Source organism: Paraburkholderia piptadeniae (genome assembly GCF_900007165.1).
Classification (GTDB): Bacteria; Pseudomonadota; Gammaproteobacteria; order Burkholderiales; family Burkholderiaceae; genus Paraburkholderia; species Paraburkholderia piptadeniae.
Map to the genome: position 1 here is coordinate 57,721 of NZ_CYGY02000008.1, position 19,000 is coordinate 76,720.

Consider the following 19,000-nt stretch of genomic DNA (forward strand, 5'->3'; position numbering starts at 1 on the left):
AAGTTGGCGGTATGCATGACGTCTCACGAAACAGCGGCTCACGAAAGAGGCACCGTCTTCGCGTTGCTGGACGACTGCGACTCGACTCCAGATCGCCGGTCGAGCAGGCTTTATACCGGCTTCCGGCACGAGCGCGCCTGCACTGACGTCGCGCGGCTGGATGCCGTCTGCGAGGCGACGTCGGCCGATGTGGACGGCGGCCTTTTCGCGGTCGTGCTGGCCGACTACGAGTTCGGACAGGCCATGCATCAGAAGACGCAGCGCGCCGCCGGCACGCTGCGTTTTTTGTTGTTCGATTCCTGCCAGAAGATGTCGCGCGACGAGGTCGACACATGGCTCGCGCTATATGACAGCGCGGCTGTCGAGCCATCGGTGGCGGGCATCGGCGGCGTCGAGGCGAGCGTTGACGAACGCGAGTTCACGCAGGCCATCGGCGCGATCCACGACGCCTTGCGCGCCGGCGACTCCTATCAGATCAACTACACATACCGGCTCGACTTCGACGTGTTCGGCACGCCCACCGCGCTGTTCCGGCGGGTGCGCGCGCGGCAGTCGGTGCATTACGGCGCGCTGATCGCGTTGCCGGACGGCCGCTGGGTCGTGTCGTGCTCACCGGAGCTGTTCGTCGAGAAGAAGGGCGCTTCGCTGCGTACACGACCGATGAAGGGCACCATGCCGCGCTCGGCGGATGCCGCGCAAGACCGCGCGGCCGCCGACTTTCTCGCCCACGATCCCAAGAATCGCGCCGAAAACGTGATGATCGTCGACTTGCTGCGCAACGACCTGTCGCGGATCGCCGAAACGGGCACGGTGAAGACACCGGCGCTCTTTTCGATCGAGCCGTATCAGTCGCTGTGGCAGATGACATCGACCGTCACGGCGACGATGCGGGCGCGCACCACCCTCGCCCAGGTCCTGCGCGCGCTCTTTCCGTGCGGCTCGATCACGGGCGCGCCCAAGCACAAGACAATGCAACTGATCGAACAGCTCGAATCGACGCGGCGCGGCTTGTACACGGGCGCAATCGGCTGGCTCGATGCGCAGCCGGATCTCGGCGAAGCGGTCGGCCGGCAGTGCGGTGATTTTTGCCTGTCGGTGGCGATCCGCACGCTGACGCTCGGTGCGCCGACGGAAGATGGCCGGCGGCGCGGCGAAATGGGCATCGGCGCGGGTATCGTGCTCGATAGCGTCGCGCAAGACGAATACGCGGAGTGCAAATTGAAAGCGCGTTTCCTGACAGAAGCCGATCCCGGTTTCCAGCTGTTCGAAACGATGTATGCGACGCGCGAGGATGGCGTGCGCTACCTCGATCGCCATATCGCGCGGCTTGGAAACAGCACTCGCTGGCTGGGCTTCGCCTTCGACGAAGGGGCCGTGCGCGCGAAGCTCGCCGCGCAATGCGCCGCGCTGCGAGCCCACACGCCGCACCGGATGCGGCTGATGCTCGACAAGGCGGGCGAGGTGGAAATCACCTCCGCGCTACTCGTTCCGCTGACGGAGGAAGTGGTCGGCGTGCTGCTCGGCCCCGATCACGGGTTCGCGACGACGCAGGCGGCAGATCCGCTGCTGCTGCACAAGACGACGCGTCGTGCGGAATACGATCGCGGCTGGCGCGAAGCCGAAACGCATGATGCGTTCGATACGCTCTTCTTCAACGAGAAAGGCGAGTTGACCGAGGGTGGACGATCAAACGTGTTCGTGAAGCTGGAGGGCCGGTGGTGGACGCCGCCGCTGTCGTCTGGCGTGTTGCCGGGCGTGATGCGGAGCGTGCTGCTCGACGATCCCGCGATGCAGGCGGGCGAGCGCGTATTGACTCGGGACGATGTGTCGAACGCAGAAGCGCTGATGCTCTGCAATGCGCTGCGCGGAGCGTTGCCGGCGCGGATTATCGGTTGATCGTTCTGGCCGGCAGATCGGAGAGGGTACGCATCAGCCGTGATGGCGATGCATCAGTCGCCCGATCCAAGCGGCAAGACGCTCGTGCCAGGTGACGTCGTGTTGATGCGAGTGGCTTGCGTGGTCACGAATGCTCGTGACGTCGATCAGGCAAAAGGGGCTCATGGTCGTCTCTCCGTTGACGCGCGGGTCAGCGCGTTGGAAAGAGAACGAAGATAGACGATGGGAATTGCACGCCGGATCGGACCGGTCCGAAAAGATTCGAGACGTCCGGTTCAGCTTCAGTTGGCGACTGAACCCCAACAGTAGCGGCGCCGGATGTATGTATCACCACTCGCCGCCGCGTGCGTTCACGGCGTGCACTCAGAACGTGTGCTCGGGACCCGGAAACGTGCCGTCCTTCACGGCACGCACATACGTTTCGACGGCAGCCAGAATGCTCGGCTGTCCCTGCATGAAATCCTTCACGAAGCGCGGACGCTTGCCGGGGAAAATGCCCAGCATGTCGTGCAGCACCAGCACCTGACCCGAGCACTCGACGCCCGCGCCGATGCCGATCGTCGGAATGCGCAGTTGCGTCGTGACTTCGGCGGCGAGCAGCGTCGGCATCGCTTCCATCACGATCAGTTGCGCGCCCGCGTCCTGCATCGCGCGCGCATCGCGCAGCAGCTGGCTCGCGCCCGCTTCCGTCTTGCCTTGCACCTTGAAGCCGCCGAACGCGTGCACCGATTGCGGCGTGAGCCCGACGTGCGCGCACACGGGCACCGCGCGTTCGACGAGAAAGCGCACCGTGTCCGCGAGCCACTCGCCGCCTTCGAGCTTCACCATCTGCGCGCCCGCCTGCATCAGCTTCACGGCGCTCGCGAACGCATCGGCGGGCGTGCCGTATGTGCCGAACGGCATGTCGGCGACGATCAGCGCGGAAGGCTGCGCACGCGCGACGCAGGCCGTGTGATAAGCGATGTCATCGAGCGTGACGGGCAGCGTCGTCGATTGCCCTTGCAGCACGTTGCCGAGCGAGTCGCCGATCAGCAGCACGTCGACGCCCGCGCGGTCGAGCAGCGCCGCGAAGCTCGCGTCGTAGCACGTGAGCATGGCGATTTTCTCGCCGGCCGCGCGCATCGCCTGCAGTTTCGGGACCGTGACGGCGCTGCGGCTCGTCTCCTGCAAATAGGTCATGGGATGTCCGTTGGAAGTGCGGCAGCGCGCTACAGCCAGACGCTATAGCGCGGAGCCTTTGACAAAGAATTCCTTGCGCCCGCGCATCGTTTCGACGCGCTCAACGAGCAAAGCAAGGTCCGCGTCGGAATCGAGCGGATTCAGATGTTCGGCGTTGACTGTGAGAACGGGCGCACCGTCGTAGTGATAGAAGAACTCGTTGTACGCGTCGCACAGCGAGCGCAGGTACGCATCGGAGATCTGCAACTCCATCGGCACCGCGCGCTTCTGGATGCGCGAGAACAGCACCTCGGGGCTCGCCTGCAAATAGATGATCAGATCCGGCGCCGGGCCAGGCACTTCGAGCCGCGCAGCCAGCGCGCGATACAGCTGATATTCGTCGTCCTGCAGCGTCAGACGCGCGAAGATATCGTTCTTCTGCGTCATGAAATCGGTGATGAGCGGCGTGCCCGCCGTGCGCAGCGCGTCGATGTCCTGCACCTGCTGCGCGCGCTGCAACGCGAAGCTAAGTTGCGCGGGCAACGCATAGCGCGATGTGTCGCGATAGAAGCGTTCGAGAAACGGATTCTCGTGCGGGCGCTCGAAGAGTTCGTGCATCGACCAGCGTTGCGCGAGACGGCGCGCGAGCGAGGTCTTGCCGACGCCGATCGGTCCTTCGATCGTCAGATAGCCGTGCGGCGGACGCAGGTCGGGTGCGGTGACGGTAAGTGGCGGGGCGGTCATCGGCAGCGAGTTCATCGGCTACCGCCCTTGGGGGCGCGGCCCGCTTCGTTGTCACCGCTTTTTGTCGAGCTTGTCGCTGCGTCTGTCGCCGAGTTTGCCGCTGAATTTGCCGCATTCATCATCGGACATTGACATGCCGACTTCATCTTTTCGATGCGCTGATCGGCGACGGCCGCAAGAAACGAATCGGCGCGGCCGCGTTGCGGAATGATCAGCGTGGGTTCGATTTCGACGAGCGGCACGAGCACGAACGCGCGCTCCGTCATGCGCGGATGCGGCACGATCAAATCCGGTTCGTCGATTGCGTGTTCGCCGTAAAGCAGGATGTCGAGATCGAGCGTGCGCGGCGCGTTGCGAAAGGGGCGCTCGCGGCCGAACTGATGCTCGATCTTGTGGCACAGCGCGAGCAGATGCCGCACGGGCATCGTCGTTTCGAGCTTCACGACGAGATTCAGATAGTCATCGCCGCCCGCGTCGATCGGGGCGGTTCGATAGAGGCTCGATTTCGCGAGCACGGTGATGGTGTGCTGTTGTGCGAGGCACACCACCGCGTCTTTCAGGGTCTGGCGCGCGTCCCCGAGATTCGCGCCCAGGCCGAGATAGGCAACCGTCATGGCATAACTTCCTGCAACTTGCGTTCGACGGCGCGCGCCGGAACTGCGTCAGTCTTCACACGGGCCGTCTTGGCTCGCATCGTTTGCTGCGCGGTTTCCTGAACCCGTGCCGCCCTCCATTCCGTCGCCCTGTTTGCTGCGGTTGCGGCTGCTGCGTCGCCGTCGTTTTCTGGGCGTCCGGTCCTTCCCGCCTTGCGCAAGCAGTGCCTCGCGCGCGGCGGCGTCTCCTTCGATGAACTCCGTCCACCACGAACCGACCGACTCATCCAGTTCGCCCGATTCGCAGCGCAACAGGAGGAAATCATACCCCGCTCTAAATCTTTGGTGTTCCAGCAGCTTCAGCGCGGTCCGGCCCGAGCGTTTTTCGAGGCGATGCTGGAGGCCCCAGATCTCGCGCATGTCCGACGAGAAGCGCTTGTGAATCGCGAGCTTTTCCGTCTGCATGTCGAGCACGTCGTCCATCGCCTGATGCAGCGCTGGCACCGGGTATTCGCTGTTCGCCTGGTATTGCTGCCAGCGTTGCTGCACGTCGTGCCACAGGAGTGTGGCGAACAGAAAGCCCGGCGAGACCGGCTTGCCCGCGCGAACGCGCGCGTCGGTGTTGTTCAGCGCAAGCGTGATGAAGCGCTCGCCATGCGGCTGTTCGAGCACGACGTCGAGCAGCGGCAGCAGGCCGTGGTGCAGCCCTTCCTTGCGCAGACGCTGCAGACACGCGAGCGCATGGCCCGACAGCAGCAGCTTCAGCATCTCGTCGAAGAGACGTGCGGCGGGTACGTTGTTGATCAGATCGGCGAGATCCGTGATCGGCGCGCGCGTCGCTTCCTCGATTTCGAAATCGAGCTTCGCGGCGAAGCGCACGACGCGCAGCATGCGCACCGGGTCTTCGCGATAGCGCGTGGCCGGGTCGCCGATCATGCGCAACAGGCGCGCGCGCACATCGGACATGCCGTTGTGATAGTCGAGCACCGTCTGCGTGGCGGGGTCGTAGTACATCGCGTTGACGGTGAAGTCGCGGCGTGTCGCGTCTTCGTGCTGCTCGCCCCAGACGTTGTCGCGCAGCACGCGGCCGCTCGCGTCGACGGCATGCGTGCGACGGTCCAGTTCGTCGCGCTTCAGGCGGCGCGGCGGCGCGGCGCTGACGTTGGCGTCGGCGGCCGGCGCGTCGACGAGCGCGCGGAACGTCGAGGTTTCGATGATTTCCTGGCCGAACTGCACGTGCACGATCTGAAAGCGCCGTCCGATGATGCGCGCGCGTCGAAAGAGCTTCTGCACCTGTTCGGGCGTGGCGTCGGTAGCGACGTCGAAGTCTTTCGGCGCGATGCCGAGCAGCAGATCGCGCACCGCGCCGCCGACGATGAACGCGCGGAAGCCCGCTTCTTGCAGGCCTTCCGTGACGCGGATCGCGTTGCGCGAAATCAGCGACGGGTCGATGCCGTGAATATCGGAAGAGATGATGACGGGCGCGTCCGGCTCGGGTACGGCTGCCGGGGCCGGCTTGCGGCGCGAGCCGCCTTTTGGCGATGCAGCGCTGCCTTTCGACGCGGCGGCCGTGCGGCCCGTGCGAGCGCGTTCATGGCCATTGCCGTCGGGCGGATTGTTGTCGGTTGGAGCGGACGGCACGGCCTCGTCGGCGGAGTCCGCGTCCTGTCCGAAAAGCTTGCGAATGAGTTTCTTGATCACGTGGGTTGAAAGAGTTCGAGGATGCGCCAGCCGTGCTTCTGCGCGTGCGCGCGCAACGTGTCGTCAGGGTTGGTCGCGATCGGGTCGGTGACCTTTTCGAGCAGCGGGATGTCGTTGTGCGAATCGCTGTAGAAATAGCTGCGCTCGAAGTCCGACCAGGTTTTGCCAAGCGACGCGAGCCACTCCTCCGTGCGCACGATCTTGCCTTCTCGGTAGCTAGGCGTGCCCTTCGGAAAGCCCGTGTAGGCCGACGCCGGATGGCCGTCGACCGTCTCCACTTCGCACGCGATCAGCTTCTCGACACCGAACGCTTCGGCGATCGGCGCCGTGATGAACTCGTTGGTCGCAGTGACCACGCAGCACAGATCGCCTGCGTCGCGATGCTTGCGCACCAGTTCCATCGCGGCGGGGATGATCGCGGGCTTGATCACTTCGTGCATGTACTGGTCGTGCCACGCCTTGAGCTGCTCGCGCGAATACTTCGCGAGCGGCGTCAGCATGGCGACCAGATACGCATGAATATCCAGCTTGCCGGCCTTGTAGTCGGCATAGAAGCGGTCGTTCTCACGCGCGAAATTCTCGGCGTCGACAATGCCGAGCTTCACCATGAAGCGTCCCCATTCGTGGTCGCTGTCGGTGGGGATGAGCGTGTGATCGAGGTCGAAGAGTGCGAGGTTGGCCATGGGGGACTATTTTACTTGAAGCGGATGACGAGGCTCAGGACGCGATACGGCGCGGGCCGTCGGGCCCGTCGCCGCCGCTGTTGCCACTGTTGCCCCCGTTGCCGGGCGACGCGAGCATCGTGCGCAACAGAGGCAGCGTCACCGCGCGCTTCTGTTCGAGCGAAAAACGGTCGAGCGCGTCGAGCAGCGCCATCAGGCTCGGCATGTCGCGGCGGAAATGGGTGAGCAGATAGGCGGGCACGTCGTCGGCGAGATTGATGCCGCGCTCGCGCGCCGCGTGCTTCAGCACGGCTGCCTTGCCTTCGTCGGCGAGCGGCGCGAGGTGGAACACGAGGCCCCAGCCGAGGCGCGTGCGCAGGTCCTCGCGCACTTCGAGCCCCATCGGCGCGGCGTTGCCCGTCGCGACGAGCGCGCTCGTCGGATGCGCGCGCACTTCGTTGAACAGGTTGAAGACTGCGATTTGCTGCGCGCCGGACAGGCGGTCGCAATCGTCGATTGCATACAGCGCGACGGAAGGGTCGAAAGCGAACGCGGCGAGACTGCTCTGCGGGCCGGCATAGCGTGCGTGTCCCGGCGGCGCTTCGTGGACGAGCGCTTCCAGCAGATGCGTGCGGCCGCTGCCCGTCTCGCCCCACACGTAGAACGTGCGGTCCGCGACGGGGCCCGCCGCGAGCGCCGCGTCCAGTTCGCGCAGGCGCGTGACCAGCTCGGCGTTGGCGCCGGCGAAGAAGTTGTCGAATGTCGATGGCGGCGGGGTGCCGAGATCGAGCGTCAGTTGGCGCGACACGATAGATAAGCCGTAAATGAGCCCTGAATAACCCGACAGGTGATCAATTCTTGTAAAGCGAACTCGACAGATAGCTCTGCCGCAACTCTCGAAGCGCGACCGACAGGATCGCGCTTACGGGCAGCGCGAGCAGCACGCCGAAAAAGCCGAACAGCTGGCCGAACGCGAGCAGCGCGAAGATTACCGCGAGCGGATGCAGGCCAATCCGCTCGCCGACGAGCCGCGGCGTCAGAAAGAAGCTCTCCAGTATCTGGCCGATCCCGTAAACCACGGCAACGGCGCCGAAGCCGTACCAGTTGCCGAACTGCAGCAGCGCGGCGACGAGCGCGAGCGCGAGGCCCGTCGCGAAGCCGATGTACGGGATGAACACGGCGAGCCCCGTGAAGATGCCCACGGGCAGCGCGATCTCGAAGCCGGCGATATACAGCGCGACCGCGTAGAACACGGCGAGCACGCCCATCACGAGCAACTGGCCGCGCAGGTATTGCGACAGCATGTGATCCATGTCGCGTGCGAGGTGGATCGTCTTCGAGAACCAGCGGCGCGGGATAAAGCCGCGCAGGCGCGCGAGCATCGCGTTCCAGTCGTACAGCAGGTAGAACAGCACGAGCGGCACCATCACCACATTGCCGACCAACGTGATCATCACGTTCGAACTGGTGCGGATCGACGTCCACGCATACAGCGCGACCGTCTGCGCGCTGCCTTCGAGCTGGCTCATCACCATGTCGCGGATGCTCGCGAAGTCGAGCGGATCGGTCAGGCCCAGCACGGCGAGCTTCGGCTGCAACCACACGTGCAGGTGCGAGAAGAATCCGGGGACCTGCTGTTTCAGTTGCGGCACTTCCTTCTGGATGACGGCGAGCACCAGCAGCACCAGCAGCGTGACGATCAACACGAACAGCAGCATCATCAGAAGCGCGGCGAGGCCGCGCGGCACGCGCCGGCGCATGAGCCAGGCGACGCCCGGCTGCAGGATGTAAGCGAGGATTGCGCCGAGCAGGAACGGCGTGAGCACGGGGCTCAGCAGCCAGATGAGAATGCCCACGGCTAGCGCGATGGCAAGCCAGATGAAGGCGCGGCGCTGATACGGCGTGAGGATCGGACTGTTTTGCTGCAAAGCGGCTTTCCCAGGTGTCGTGTCGTCGGAGGCGGCGTTTCAAATTCCAGCCACGCGGCCGGCATCGGGTAAAATCGCATTTTACCGACCTTCCGAGCTCTCCCCTCATGAATCAACCGAAATCCGCCCCGAATTCCCCTGATTCGGCCCAAGGTCTGTCGTATCGCGACGCAGGCGTGGACATCGACGCGGGTGACGCCCTCGTCGACGCGATCAAGCCCTTTGCCAAGAAGACGCTGCGCGACGGCGTGCTGGGCGGCATCGGCGGTTTCGGCGCGCTGTTCGAGGTGCCGAAGAAGTACAAGGAGCCCGTGCTCGTGTCGGGTACGGACGGCGTCGGCACCAAGCTGAAGCTCGCGTTCCAGCTGAACAGGCACGATACCGTCGGCCAGGACCTCGTCGCGATGAGCGTCAACGACATCCTCGTGCAAGGCGCCGAGCCGCTCTTCTTCCTCGACTATTTCGCGTGCGGCAAGCTGGACGTCGCCACGGCGGCCACCGTCGTCAAGGGCATCGCGACGGGCTGCGAGCTGGCCGGCTGCGCGCTGATCGGCGGCGAAACGGCTGAAATGCCGGGCATGTACCCCGATGGCGAATACGACCTCGCGGGCTTCGCCGTCGGCGCGGTCGAAAAGAGCAAGATCATCGACGGCAGCAAGATCGTCCCCGGCGACGTCGTGCTGGGCCTCGCGTCGAGCGGCATCCATTCGAACGGCTACTCGCTCGTGCGCAAGATCATCGAGCGCGCGCAGCCGGACCTGAACGCCGATTTCGACGGCCGCTCGCTCGCCGAAGCGCTGATGGCGCCAACGCACATCTACGTGAAGCCGCTGCTTGCGCTGATGCAACAGCTCGAAGTGAAGGGGATGGCGCACATCACGGGCGGCGGTCTGGTCGAAAACATTCCGCGCGTGCTGAAAGAGGGCCTGACGGCTGAGCTCGATCACCGCGCATGGCCGCTGCCGCCGCTGTTTTCGTGGCTGCAAAAGCACGGTGGTGTCGCCGATGCGGAAATGCATCGCGTGTTCAACTGCGGCATCGGCATGGCCGTGATCGTGTCCGCCGCCGATGCGGAAAAGGCGATCGGCCTGCTGTCCGCAGCGGGCGAGCAGGTGTGGAAGATCGGCGCGGTGCGCGCCAGCAAGGAAGGCGAGGCGCAGACCGTCGTGGTCTGAGCGTTGCGTCGCTGAAAGGTCAGAAGGCCGCCCGGCTGCGAAGCCCGGCGGCTTTTTTCATATGTTCGCGTCTTATTTGTCAGCGCCCGAGGTCACGCGCTTGATCGCACGCAACGCCTGCGCCGTCGCATCGCCCGCGCAGCAGTCGATCACGATGCGCTCCGGCATCGCGCGCAGCCACGTCAGCTGGCGCTTGCACAACTGGCGCGTCGCGAAGATGCCCTTGTCGCGCATGGTGTCGTAGTCGGTCTCGCCGTCCAGATATTCCCACGCTTGCCGGTATCCGACGCAGCGCATCGACGGCAAGCCCGGATGCAGATCGCCGCGCGCGCGCAGCGCCTTCACTTCGTCGATGAAACCGTTCGCGAGCATCGCATCGAAGCGCTGCGCGATGCGCGCGTGCAGCACGCCGCGATCGGACGGCTCCAGCGCGATGGGGACGAAACGATAGCGGCGCGCGGCGTCGTCGTCGCGAGCGGGCGCGGCGAGCAGCGCCGACATCGGCTGGCCCGTCAGCATGAACACTTCGAGCGCGCGCTGGATGCGCTGCGAATCGTTCGGCGCGAGGCGCGCGGCCGTGACGGGATCGACGTCGGCGAGGCGCGCGTGCAGCGCGGGCCAGCCCTCGCGCGCGGCATCGGCGTCGAGCGTCGCGCGCATGTCGGGATCGGCGGCGGGCAGATCGTTCAGGCCCTGCGTCAGCGCCTTGTAGTAAAGCATCGTGCCGCCGACCAGCAGCGGCACATTACCCCGCGCGACGATCTCGCCGACGAGCCGCAACGCATCGGCGCGAAAATCGGCCGCCGAGTACGCGTCGATGGGATCGACGATATCGATCAGATGATGAGGCGCGACGGCGCGTTCTTCAGGCGACGGCTTCGCGGTGCCGATATCCATCTCGCGATAGACGAGCGCCGAATCGACGCTGACGATTTCGACGGGAGCGCGCGCGGCGAACGCGAGCGCGGCGGCCGTCTTGCCGGAGGCGGTCGGGCCGAGCAGACAGGCGACGGGCTGCGCTTTTTGCTGCGCTTCTTGGTGCGGTCCGTGCTGCGTCATGACAGGCGTGAGCGGAATGGGACAGCGGAGCCGCTCATTGTCCGCGCATGAAGAGGCGGTCGAGATCGGCAAGCGTCAGCTGATACCACGTCGGACGTCCGTGATTGCATTGATCCGCGCGTTCAGTCGCTTCCATCTGGCGCAGCAGCGCGTTCATCTCGTCGAGCGTCAGACGCCGATTCGCGCGCACCGCGTGATGGCACGCGAGCGTGCCGAGCAGTTCGTGCTGCCGCTCGGTCAGCACACGCGAGCCGCCGTACGCATGCAGATCGGACAGTACCGCGCGCGCGAGCGACTGCAAGTCGGCATCCTTCAGGAGCGCGGGCACGGCGCGAATCGCGATGCTCGTCGGCGACAGCACGGCGAGATCGAAGCCGAGCGCATCGAGCGTCTCGCGCTCTTCTTCGACAACGCCGATTTCAACGCCATCGGCGGTCATCGACAACGGGATCAGCAACGGCTGCACCGCGATCGTCCGGTCGGCGAGCGCGTTCTTGAACTGCTCGTACAGGATGCGCTCGTGCGCCGCGTGCATATCGACGATCACGAGGCCGCGCGCGTTCTGCGCGAGCACATAGATGCCGTGGATCTGGCCGAGCGCGAAGCCGAGCGGCTGCTCGTCGTTCGTGTCGAAAGTCTGCGGCGCGCCTTGCGGCTGCTGCTGTGGCGCGAAGCCCGAAGGCGAGGGCGCGCGGCCATAATCGGCCGTGCCGGGCCTGTCGTCCGCGTCGCGCAGTTCGAGCGCCGTCGTGCCTTGCGCGGTGCCCGCGCCGATGTCCTTGCGCCCGAACAGCGCATCGTAGAGCGCGAGCGGTTGCGCGACGGGCAGCGTGCCTTGCGTCATGCGCGCCTGGCGCAGCCATGTGTTGCCGGGCTGCGAGCTGCCGCCGTCGCTGACCTTGAAGCCGCCGCCGAGCGGCGTCGAGCCGAACGAAGACGGTGTCGATGTAGGCGTCGCGGACGGCATCGGCTCGATGCGCGCGGCGTGGCCACCCGATGTCGTCTCCGGCGACGCGCCCGCATGTCGTGCGAGCGCGCGCTGCACCGCATGGAACACGAACTGGTGAATCGAGCGCGAATCGCGAAAGCGCACTTCGATCTTCGACGGATGCACGTTCACGTCGACGGCCTCGGGCGGCAGATCGAGGAACAGCACGTACGACGGAAAGCGGTCGCCATGCAGCACGTCCTCATACGCGGCACGCACCGCGTGCGTGAGCAGCTTGTCGCGCACGAAGCGGCCGTTGACGAAGAAATACTGCTGATCGGCGCGTCCGCGGCTCGCCGTCGGCAGACCGGCGCAGCCATACACGGCGAGCGGTCCCGCCGATTCGTCGAGGGGCAGATGCGCAGTCGCGAACGTCTCGCCGAGAATCTTCGCGACGCGCGTCGCGGGATCGCTCGCATTCCAGTGCTCGACGGCGCGTCCGTTGTGCAGCACTGAAATCGCGACGTCCGGGCGCGCGAGCGCGGCGCGGCGGATCATCTCGAGACAATGGCCGAGTTCGGTCTGCTCGCTCTTCAGGAACTTGCGGCGCGCGGGCGTGTTGAAGTACAGCTCGCGCACTTCGATCGTCGTGCCTCGCGTGCCGGCAGCGGGCGACAGCGCGCCCGTCTGCGCATCGATACGCATCGCGTGCGAAGCATGCTCGGTGCGGCTCGTGATGTACATTTCCGATACCGACGCGATCGACGCGAGCGCCTCGCCGCGAAACCCGAGCGTCGCAACGGCTTCGAGTTCGGCGAGCGAGCGGATCTTGCTGGTCGCATGGCGCATCAGCGCGAGCGCGAGTTCGCCTTCGGGAATGCCGCAGCCGTCGTCGGTGATCGAGATGCGCTTGACGCCGCCTTCGTCGAGCAGGATGCGCAGCGTCTTCGCGCCTGCATCGAGCGCGTTTTCGAGCACTTCCTTGACGACGGATGCCGGCCGCTCGACCACTTCGCCAGCGGCGATCTGGCTGATCAGCTGGTCGGGAAGCGGCTGGATCGCGCGCAATGCACGCGGCGTGACGGCGCTGTCGACAGCGTTCGCAGCGGGACTCGAAGCCGGGTCCGAAGCCTGGTCCAACGCGGGACCGGGTGCAGGGCTCGTCGCGGGCTTGTTGCCGTCGGGCGTTTCGGAGGATTCGGGGATCGCGGACATGGCGAAATTATAGCGATTCGTCGCAGATCGTCTGAGCGCGTGACTGAATCTGCGATTGAACGTGCGGTTGAGTCCGCGATCGAGCCGATCGAGGCCCGCGACTTTTTTTCAAGACGTCATGGCACTTCGGTATCATGGCGCGGTCAAGTCTAGGCTCGGTCGCGAATCGTGATTTCGCTTCGCATGCCGCACGCGACGGCCGCCGCGCCCGTCATGTCAGCCATCTGCTTTTTAAAGGACGATCTTTGGACACGCTGCTGCAATTCGTCAATCTTGTCCTGCACATCGACAAGTTTCTAGGAGTCTTCATCCATCAATACGGCGCGTGGGTCTACGCGGTGCTGTTCCTGATCGTGTTCTGCGAGACGGGTCTCGTGGTGCTGCCGTTTCTACCCGGCGATTCGCTGCTCTTCATCGGCGGCGCGTTTTGCGCGGCGGGCGCAATGAACATCGAACTGCTGATCGTGCTGCTGCTGGCCGCGGCCGTGTTCGGCAATACCGTGAACTATTTGATCGGCCGCGCGCTCGGACCGAAGGTGTTCAACTCGCACATTCCCGTGCTCGAACGCTTTCTCGATCGCGAGGCGCTGCGCAAGACGCACGACTTCTACGAGCGCCACGGCGGCAAGACCATTGTGCTCGCGCGTTTCATTCCCGTCGTGCGGACGTTCGCGCCATTCGTAGCGGGGGCGTCGCAGATGGGCGTCCGGCGTTTCCAGTTGTTCAATATCGCGGGTGCGTTCTTCTGGGTGCTGCTGCTCACGCTGCTCGGCTATTTCTTCGGCAACATTCCGTTTATTCGCCAGTATCTGAATGTGATCGTGCTGGTGGGTATCGGCGCGGCGATCGTTCCCGTGGCGCTCGGCGCAGTGTGGAAGATGATGCGCGGCAAGCGTCAGCCGACAGGGTCGGCGAGCAACCATACGGGGCAATGAGCGGGGCAATAAGCGCGGGGGCGTGCGAGGGGAGTGCCCTCAAACGCCCGCACGCGCAAAGGAAGCAATCCCCACGCGACAAACAGAGAACGGCGAAGCCGCGCGCCGCACAAAGAGCTACGCGGCCGCGCGCCGCACGAAAGGCGTTTCGGGCGTCGGATACCCCGCTTCGCGGAACGTCTCGACGATCGCGCGGTTCGTATCGAAGTAGACCTGCCAGTAGTTGTCGTTGTGCGTGTACGGCCGCACGCACAGCAGCGGACCTTCCGGCGTGAACGACATCAGTTCGACATCGGGCGCCGGATTCTGCGAGACATTCGGAATCTTCGTCACGGCCGCGCGCAGGCGATTGGCGGCATCGACGGGATCGACGCCGTTTGCCACCTTCGCCGTCAGCTCGACGCGCCGCACGGGCTGCGCGCTGAAGTTCGAGATCACGCCGGAAAAGATCGTGTTGTTGCCGACGATGGTCAACACGTTATCGGGCGTGATGATCGTCGTGCCGAACAGGCCCAGCTCCTGCACCGTGCCCGTGACGCCGCCCGCCGTCACGAAATCGCCGACCTTGAACGGCCGCAGTACCTGCATGAAGACGCCCGCCGCGAAATGCGCGAGCAGCCCGCCCCAGGCCGTGCCCACTGCAAGGCCGACGCCCGCGAGCAACGCGGCGAACGAGGTCGTCTGCACGCCGAACACCTGCAGAATCGCCAGCACCAGCAGCAGGTTCAGGATGCCGGCGAGTATCGAGCCGAGATAGTGCGCAAGCGTCGGATCGACCTTGCTGTTGCGCGAGAGCAGCTTGCGGATCAGGCCGGTGATGAGCCCGATCACCCATCGCCCGACGATCCATAGAACGATCGCACCGAGCACCTTGGTCCCGAAGTCGATGCCCCGGGTCATTAGAAAGACGCGTACGGCTTCAATGTCCACGATTCCCTCGCTTGAGTCGGTTTGCGCTTGACTGACCTGCGTGCATGCGACGACGCGAAGGAACACGGCGCGGACGAGTCCGCTGGAGGAAGCGACGCCGCGTCCATCGCTTGTGCTGCACGACGTTTTATCTGGTACGGCGAACGGCTGGAGGAGGCTGGTTTCCCGATATGCAAGAAGGACGGCGCAAGTCGCGCCGCCTGCAATCATCGAATGTTATAGGCGACGGCGCGGCGGTTAGCAAGACGTATTCCCGGCCTTCCGGCCTGCCTACATGGGGAGTTGCGATTTGGTGTACGACGACGTCCGGATGACGGCAGAGCCTTGCGCCCCCTGTGACGCCTTGCGGCTGCGCATGCGCGCCAGACAGATCGCGATGCCGGATGCCGTCAGATACGCGGCGAAGCGCTGCATGAAGGATTCCGTGGTGCTGAACTTGCCGTAGCGCGTCTGCGAATCGGCGAACACCAGAAAGGTCAGCGCGGCATCGAACGCCAGCGCGATCGCGATGAACACGAAGAACACGAGATAGCCGTTCGCTTTCGCGCCGGGCCTCATCCCGTTGAACAGGCTGCATGCTGTCAGCATGACGGCGAGGATGACCAGGTTCGAAATCAGATCGAGCAGGAAATTGACCATGACGTTGAGATCAAAGCGTTGTATTGCGAACGCTGCTCGCCATGTGTCGTCGACGTGTTGCAACCGGCACCGCGAGTAGCCGCGGGATGATTGCACGTCTTTTCATCTCGATAAATGCAAATATACGGAGTCCCCAATAACGCGTTGGCCGCGCACGACAGGCGATGAGCCAGCGCGCCTGCTTGGCAGGGCGAATGCAAGAAGCGCAAGGGTCTCCTGTTGCCCGGAGACCCTTGCGCTTTCATCGTGACGGCGAACGTGACGCGGATCGCTTGTCGCCGCGTCCGCGAGCCGCCCGCCTGTCAGCCTTTGGAAACGGTGCGCCGGTGCGCCGCGCGATAGTCGGTCGGCGAGATCGACAGGCGCTTGCGGAAGATCTTCGCGAGCCCATCGCCGCTGCGCACGCCACAACGGCGCGCGATGCCGTCGATCGATATGTCCGTCTCCGCGAGCAGCAGGCAACTTGCGTCGAGCCGCGCGCGCAGCAGGTATTCCGACGGCGTGAGCCCGATTTGCGACTTGAAGCGGCGCAGGAAATTACGCTCGCTCATCTTCGCGACCTCGGCCGCCTCGGCTACCGTTATATGGCGCGTGTAGTTCTCGCGTATCCAGTGCGCGGCCGTCGTGATCTTGCGGCTGATGCCTTTCTTCTCGTCGTCGTCGAGAAGCGCATCGAGGCGGCGCGACGCGCCCGACAGCGCGCGCTCCGACACGAGCCGCGCCATCGGCGTGCCGTGGTCGCGCTTGATGACCGTGAGCGCCGCCGCGATCGAACGCACGGGCGCGTCGACATCGAGCGTTGCGCCGGACTCGATCTGCCATTGCGGATCGTTCGGGACGGGCGCGAGCGGCCTGCCGAACGGATCGGCCGCGCCGGGCACGTTGCGCCAGCCGCGCCGTTCGAATGCGAGATCGGCGGCGGCGAGCACGCCGAGGCCCTCGTCGAGCGCCTTGACGACGCGGATTTTCGGCGCGATTGCGCGCAGCCGCCGGATCAGCCGCTCGTTCGCCTTCGCGCGCGACGCGCCCGGACCGCCGACGATGAACAGCGTGTCGAAGCCGTTCAGCAGCGGGCCATTCAGGCTCTCTGTCCACACGCGCAGCGAACAGCTGCTGACTACACTGCCGCCCATTTCGGACAGCATCACGATCGAATACGAGGGTTCGACGCCCGAACCCTCGCCAGACTGATCCGCCTGGGCTTCATTGGCGAGTCGGAATGCGTCGGCAAGCAGACACACGTCGCTTAACGGAAATCGTTCAAAAACGAGAATACCGATGCGTTTGACCATGTGCCCGACGTTGACGACTGCGCTGTACGAGGATGAATCCAGCCACTGATTCACCGCATGCTCATATCGCATCGTCTGTCTCCAGTGCCGAGGACGGCGAAAGAGTAAGGTCTGTATGCTTTGCGTCAATCATAGGCCGACGTTTTTACCCGCTGTCGATTGGAGTCGGAAAAAAACGAGAAGTTGGCAGATCGGCTCGATATTCGCGGAATACGCTGGCGTATCGATGCTGATCAATCCACTCAAAGAGGCGAGCATGCTCACCCTGCGCAAGGCCGTATTTCCCGTGGCCGGACTCGGCACGCGCTTCCTTCCGGCGACGAAGGCAAGCCCGAAAGAAATGCTACCCGTCGTCGACAAGCCGTTGATTCAATACGCGGTCGAGGAAGCGATCGCGGCGGGGATCACCGAGATGATCTTCGTCACGGGACGCAGCAAGCGCGCGATCGAGGACCACTTCGACAAATCGTATGAGGTCGAATGCGAGCTGCTCGCGCGCGGCAAGCTCGCGTTGCTGGAGCTGGTGCAGAACATCAAGCCGAGCCACGTCGAATGCTGCTACGTGCGCCAGCCGGAGCCGCTCGGGCTCGGCCACGCGGTGCTGTGCGCCGAAAAGCTGGTCGGCGGCGAGCCGTTTGCCGTGATGCTCGCCGACGATCTGCTCGACGGCGAGCCGCCCGTGCTGTCGCAAATGGTGCAGCTCTTCAGCCACTATCACTGCTCGATCGTCGGCGTCGAGGAAATCGGCAAACACGAAACCCGCTCGTATGGCGTGATCGGCGGCAAGCGCTGGGACGAGCGGCTCTACAAGATGTCGGGCATCGTCGAAAAGCCTGCGCCGGAAGACGCGCCATCGAATCTCGGCGTAGTGGGCCGCTACGTGCTGATGCCGTCGATTTTCGATCACCTGCGCCGTCAGCAACCGGGCGCCGGCGGCGAGATCCAGCTGACCGACGCGATTCAGGCGCTGCTCGGCGGCGAGCAGGCGCTCGCGTACGAGTACCACGGCAAGCGCTACGACTGTGGCAGCAAGCTCGGCTACCTGAAAGCGACCGTCGAATTCGCGCTGCGCCACCCCGAGGTCAAGGGCCCGTTCGAAGCGTATCTGCGCGGCCGCGCGCATCGCGCCGGGGGCGCGCGGGAAACGCTGGCGGACCTGGCGAGCAGCGTCTGATTGCGTAGGCTGCTTCGCGCATCCGGTTTCGCGCGCATCCGGTATCGCGCGACCACGAAATGCGGCGCACTCCGCAGCGCCGCATTTCATTCGCGTCCGCGACATCTTTCGACGGCGGACCGACTGTGGCGCTAACGGAAGTACGCCTTCGTGTTCTCGTGGACGCCGTCGTGCGCGAGCAGGTCTTCGGGCGTGAGCCAGATATAGCGGCTGTGCTGATCGAAGCGGCCCACGGATGCCGTGCTCTCGAGCGTCATAAAATACGCGATCACGACGTAGTGCGTGGTGATCTCGTCCGCGCCCGCGAAGTTGTCGCTATAGAGATGCTCGAACAGGCCGCCGAAACGCGCGGCCGAGCGCTCCATGCCCGAAATCCCCAGCTCCGCGTCGACGACGCGCGTGAAGGCCGCGTCGAGCCGCTCGTTCTTGCAGATGCGCCCGCCGGGCACGGACCATGTGCCGAGCGCGGGACGATTGCGTCTGTGTCCGACGAGCACGCGCCCCGCGTAGTCGCACACGATCAGGTCGATCGACACGAGAGGTGTCATCCGTACGACCTGAAGGAAATCGTCTGCTTCGAGGAAATCGGCACATGTGGTGGCCATGTCTGTCTCTCGTCAATGTCGTGTGGGTGCAGTCGCGGCGAGGTCGACGCGTTAGCGCGAAGCCGGCGTACGCAGGCCTGCGGGTTTATTGATCGGATTCGCGGGTGAAAAGCCGGGACGACGTGGCGAACAGAACGGCAATGACAATGACGATGGCCGCGCACAGAATCAGCCCGGAAGCCAGCACTGCGATGACCACCACCATGATCCAGGCGAAGCCACTCATCCGACCACTCCCTAGTCGTGCCTTCGCGCGCGCCCGCTGCGCAGCGCGCGGGCGGCGCCTCGCTTGCGGCATTGCAAAGAGTCTATCCGCAGCAATAAAAGGCGGTTCTGTCGTATCACGCCTAAATCTCGTCACGTATG

19 protein-coding genes are annotated in these 19,000 nt (G+C 64.8%); 4 read left to right on the forward strand and 15 right to left on the reverse strand.

Going from position 1 to position 19,000, the window contains the following annotated elements; translation table 11 throughout:
* The first annotated feature begins 15 nt into the window (after positions 1-15).
* Positions 16-1,896 carry an aminodeoxychorismate synthase component I gene (pabB, locus tag BN2476_RS02605; protein WP_087732603.1) on the forward strand — a complete coding sequence of 627 codons (1,881 nt, stop codon included), beginning with the start codon at positions 16-18 and terminating at the stop codon, positions 1,894-1,896.
* Positions 1,897-1,929: 33 nt separating this feature from the next.
* Here pabB and BN2476_RS49260 read toward each other — a convergent pair whose 3' ends face one another.
* From BN2476_RS49260 to BN2476_RS02640, 8 genes are all read right to left on the reverse strand, one after another.
* The gene (locus BN2476_RS49260) at positions 1,930-2,061 is read right to left on the reverse strand and encodes a hypothetical protein (RefSeq protein WP_268957851.1); all 132 of its coding nucleotides are present in this window, start codon (positions 2,059-2,061) and stop codon (positions 1,930-1,932) included.
* A gap of 198 nt (positions 2,062-2,259) precedes the next feature.
* Positions 2,260-3,075, reverse strand: coding sequence for a 3-methyl-2-oxobutanoate hydroxymethyltransferase (panB, locus tag BN2476_RS02610; RefSeq protein WP_087732604.1), 816 nt, complete (start codon positions 3,073-3,075; stop codon positions 2,260-2,262).
* Positions 3,076-3,117: 42 nt separating this feature from the next.
* Positions 3,118-3,798: a deoxynucleoside kinase gene (locus BN2476_RS02615; protein ID WP_162497857.1), complete on the reverse strand. Its 681-nt coding sequence runs from the start codon at positions 3,796-3,798 to the stop codon at positions 3,118-3,120.
* Between the two features lie 11 nt (positions 3,799-3,809).
* On the reverse strand, positions 3,810-4,412 hold the full coding sequence (folK, locus tag BN2476_RS02620; protein ID WP_087732606.1) for a 2-amino-4-hydroxy-6-hydroxymethyldihydropteridine diphosphokinase: 603 nt from the start codon (positions 4,410-4,412) through the stop codon (positions 3,810-3,812).
* A 48-nt stretch (positions 4,413-4,460) separates the two neighbouring features.
* Positions 4,461-6,092, reverse strand: coding sequence for a polynucleotide adenylyltransferase PcnB (gene pcnB / locus BN2476_RS02625; RefSeq protein ID WP_087732607.1), 1,632 nt, complete (start codon positions 6,090-6,092; stop codon positions 4,461-4,463).
* Positions 6,089-6,775, reverse strand: a complete 687-nt coding sequence (locus BN2476_RS02630; RefSeq protein WP_087732608.1) for a histidinol-phosphatase — start codon at positions 6,773-6,775, stop codon at positions 6,089-6,091. The genes pcnB and BN2476_RS02630 overlap by 4 nt, the downstream gene beginning before the upstream one ends.
* A gap of 34 nt (positions 6,776-6,809) precedes the next feature.
* Positions 6,810-7,562, reverse strand: a complete 753-nt coding sequence (gene hda / locus BN2476_RS02635) for a DnaA regulatory inactivator Hda (protein ID WP_087732609.1) — start codon at positions 7,560-7,562, stop codon at positions 6,810-6,812.
* A 43-nt stretch (positions 7,563-7,605) separates the two neighbouring features.
* Positions 7,606-8,682, reverse strand: a complete 1,077-nt coding sequence (locus BN2476_RS02640) for an AI-2E family transporter (RefSeq protein WP_087732610.1) — start codon at positions 8,680-8,682, stop codon at positions 7,606-7,608.
* A 107-nt stretch (positions 8,683-8,789) separates the two neighbouring features.
* Between BN2476_RS02640 and purM the strand changes: the two genes are divergently transcribed.
* On the forward strand, positions 8,790-9,857 hold the full coding sequence (purM, locus tag BN2476_RS02645) for a phosphoribosylformylglycinamidine cyclo-ligase (RefSeq protein ID WP_087732611.1): 1,068 nt from the start codon (positions 8,790-8,792) through the stop codon (positions 9,855-9,857).
* A 72-nt stretch (positions 9,858-9,929) separates the two neighbouring features.
* On the opposite strand, the gene miaA is transcribed toward purM, so the two are convergent.
* Positions 9,930-10,916, reverse strand: a complete 987-nt coding sequence (gene miaA, locus BN2476_RS02650; RefSeq protein ID WP_087732612.1) for a tRNA (adenosine(37)-N6)-dimethylallyltransferase MiaA — start codon at positions 10,914-10,916, stop codon at positions 9,930-9,932.
* Between the two features lie 34 nt (positions 10,917-10,950).
* The gene (gene mutL, locus BN2476_RS02655) at positions 10,951-12,984 is read right to left on the reverse strand and encodes a DNA mismatch repair endonuclease MutL (protein ID WP_500043118.1); all 2,034 of its coding nucleotides are present in this window, start codon (positions 12,982-12,984) and stop codon (positions 10,951-10,953) included.
* Positions 12,985-13,304: 320 nt separating this feature from the next.
* On the opposite strand from mutL, the gene BN2476_RS02660 reads away from it, so the two are divergent.
* On the forward strand, positions 13,305-13,994 hold the full coding sequence (locus tag BN2476_RS02660; protein WP_087732673.1) for a DedA family protein: 690 nt from the start codon (positions 13,305-13,307) through the stop codon (positions 13,992-13,994).
* 117 nt (positions 13,995-14,111) lie between these two features.
* On the opposite strand, the gene BN2476_RS02665 is transcribed toward BN2476_RS02660, so the two are convergent.
* From BN2476_RS02665 to BN2476_RS02675, 3 genes are all read right to left on the reverse strand, one after another.
* Positions 14,112-14,924 carry a mechanosensitive ion channel family protein gene (locus BN2476_RS02665; protein ID WP_087732674.1) on the reverse strand — a complete coding sequence of 271 codons (813 nt, stop codon included), beginning with the start codon at positions 14,922-14,924 and terminating at the stop codon, positions 14,112-14,114.
* Between the two features lie 270 nt (positions 14,925-15,194).
* Entirely contained in the window at positions 15,195-15,563 is a 369-nt protein-coding gene (locus tag BN2476_RS02670; protein WP_087732675.1) for a hypothetical protein, read from the reverse strand.
* Between the two features lie 302 nt (positions 15,564-15,865).
* On the reverse strand, positions 15,866-16,927 hold the full coding sequence (locus BN2476_RS02675) for a GlxA family transcriptional regulator (RefSeq protein WP_087732613.1): 1,062 nt from the start codon (positions 16,925-16,927) through the stop codon (positions 15,866-15,868).
* A 184-nt stretch (positions 16,928-17,111) separates the two neighbouring features.
* Between BN2476_RS02675 and galU the strand changes: the two genes are divergently transcribed.
* On the forward strand, positions 17,112-18,029 hold the full coding sequence (gene galU / locus BN2476_RS02680; protein ID WP_087732676.1) for a UTP--glucose-1-phosphate uridylyltransferase GalU: 918 nt from the start codon (positions 17,112-17,114) through the stop codon (positions 18,027-18,029).
* A gap of 131 nt (positions 18,030-18,160) precedes the next feature.
* Here the strand turns inward: galU and BN2476_RS02685 are convergent, their stop codons facing one another.
* Complete coding sequence (locus tag BN2476_RS02685) at positions 18,161-18,634, reverse strand: GDP-mannose mannosyl hydrolase (protein WP_087732614.1); 474 nt, start codon at positions 18,632-18,634, stop codon at positions 18,161-18,163.
* Positions 18,635-18,719: 85 nt separating this feature from the next.
* Positions 18,720-18,860 (reverse strand): hypothetical protein, encoded by a 141-nt coding sequence (locus BN2476_RS47140; RefSeq protein ID WP_162849224.1) that lies wholly within the window; start codon positions 18,858-18,860, stop codon positions 18,720-18,722.
* Between the last annotated feature and the right edge of the window lie 140 nt (positions 18,861-19,000).

Coding starts and splice junctions, on each gene's coding strand:
- pabB (WP_087732603.1), top strand. CDS start 16: ATGACGTCTCACGAAACAGCGGCTCACGAAAGAGGCACCGTCTTCGCG.
- BN2476_RS49260 (WP_268957851.1), bottom strand. CDS start 2,061: ATGAGCCCCTTTTGCCTGATCGACGTCACGAGCATTCGTGACCACGCA.
- panB (WP_087732604.1), bottom strand. CDS start 3,075: ATGACCTATTTGCAGGAGACGAGCCGCAGCGCCGTCACGGTCCCGAAA.
- BN2476_RS02615 (WP_162497857.1), bottom strand. CDS start 3,798: ATGACCGCCCCGCCACTTACCGTCACCGCACCCGACCTGCGTCCGCCG.
- folK (WP_087732606.1), bottom strand. CDS start 4,412: ATGACGGTTGCCTATCTCGGCCTGGGCGCGAATCTCGGGGACGCGCGC.
- BN2476_RS02630 (WP_087732608.1), bottom strand. CDS start 6,775: ATGGCCAACCTCGCACTCTTCGACCTCGATCACACGCTCATCCCCACC.
- purM (WP_087732611.1), top strand. CDS start 8,790: ATGAATCAACCGAAATCCGCCCCGAATTCCCCTGATTCGGCCCAAGGT.
- miaA (WP_087732612.1), bottom strand. CDS start 10,916: ATGACGCAGCACGGACCGCACCAAGAAGCGCAGCAAAAAGCGCAGCCC.
- BN2476_RS02670 (WP_087732675.1), bottom strand. CDS start 15,563: ATGGTCAATTTCCTGCTCGATCTGATTTCGAACCTGGTCATCCTCGCC.
- BN2476_RS02675 (WP_087732613.1), bottom strand. CDS start 16,927: ATGCGATATGAGCATGCGGTGAATCAGTGGCTGGATTCATCCTCGTAC.
- galU (WP_087732676.1), top strand. CDS start 17,112: ATGCTCACCCTGCGCAAGGCCGTATTTCCCGTGGCCGGACTCGGCACG.
- BN2476_RS02685 (WP_087732614.1), bottom strand. CDS start 18,634: ATGGCCACCACATGTGCCGATTTCCTCGAAGCAGACGATTTCCTTCAG.
- BN2476_RS47140 (WP_162849224.1), bottom strand. CDS start 18,860: ATGAGTGGCTTCGCCTGGATCATGGTGGTGGTCATCGCAGTGCTGGCT.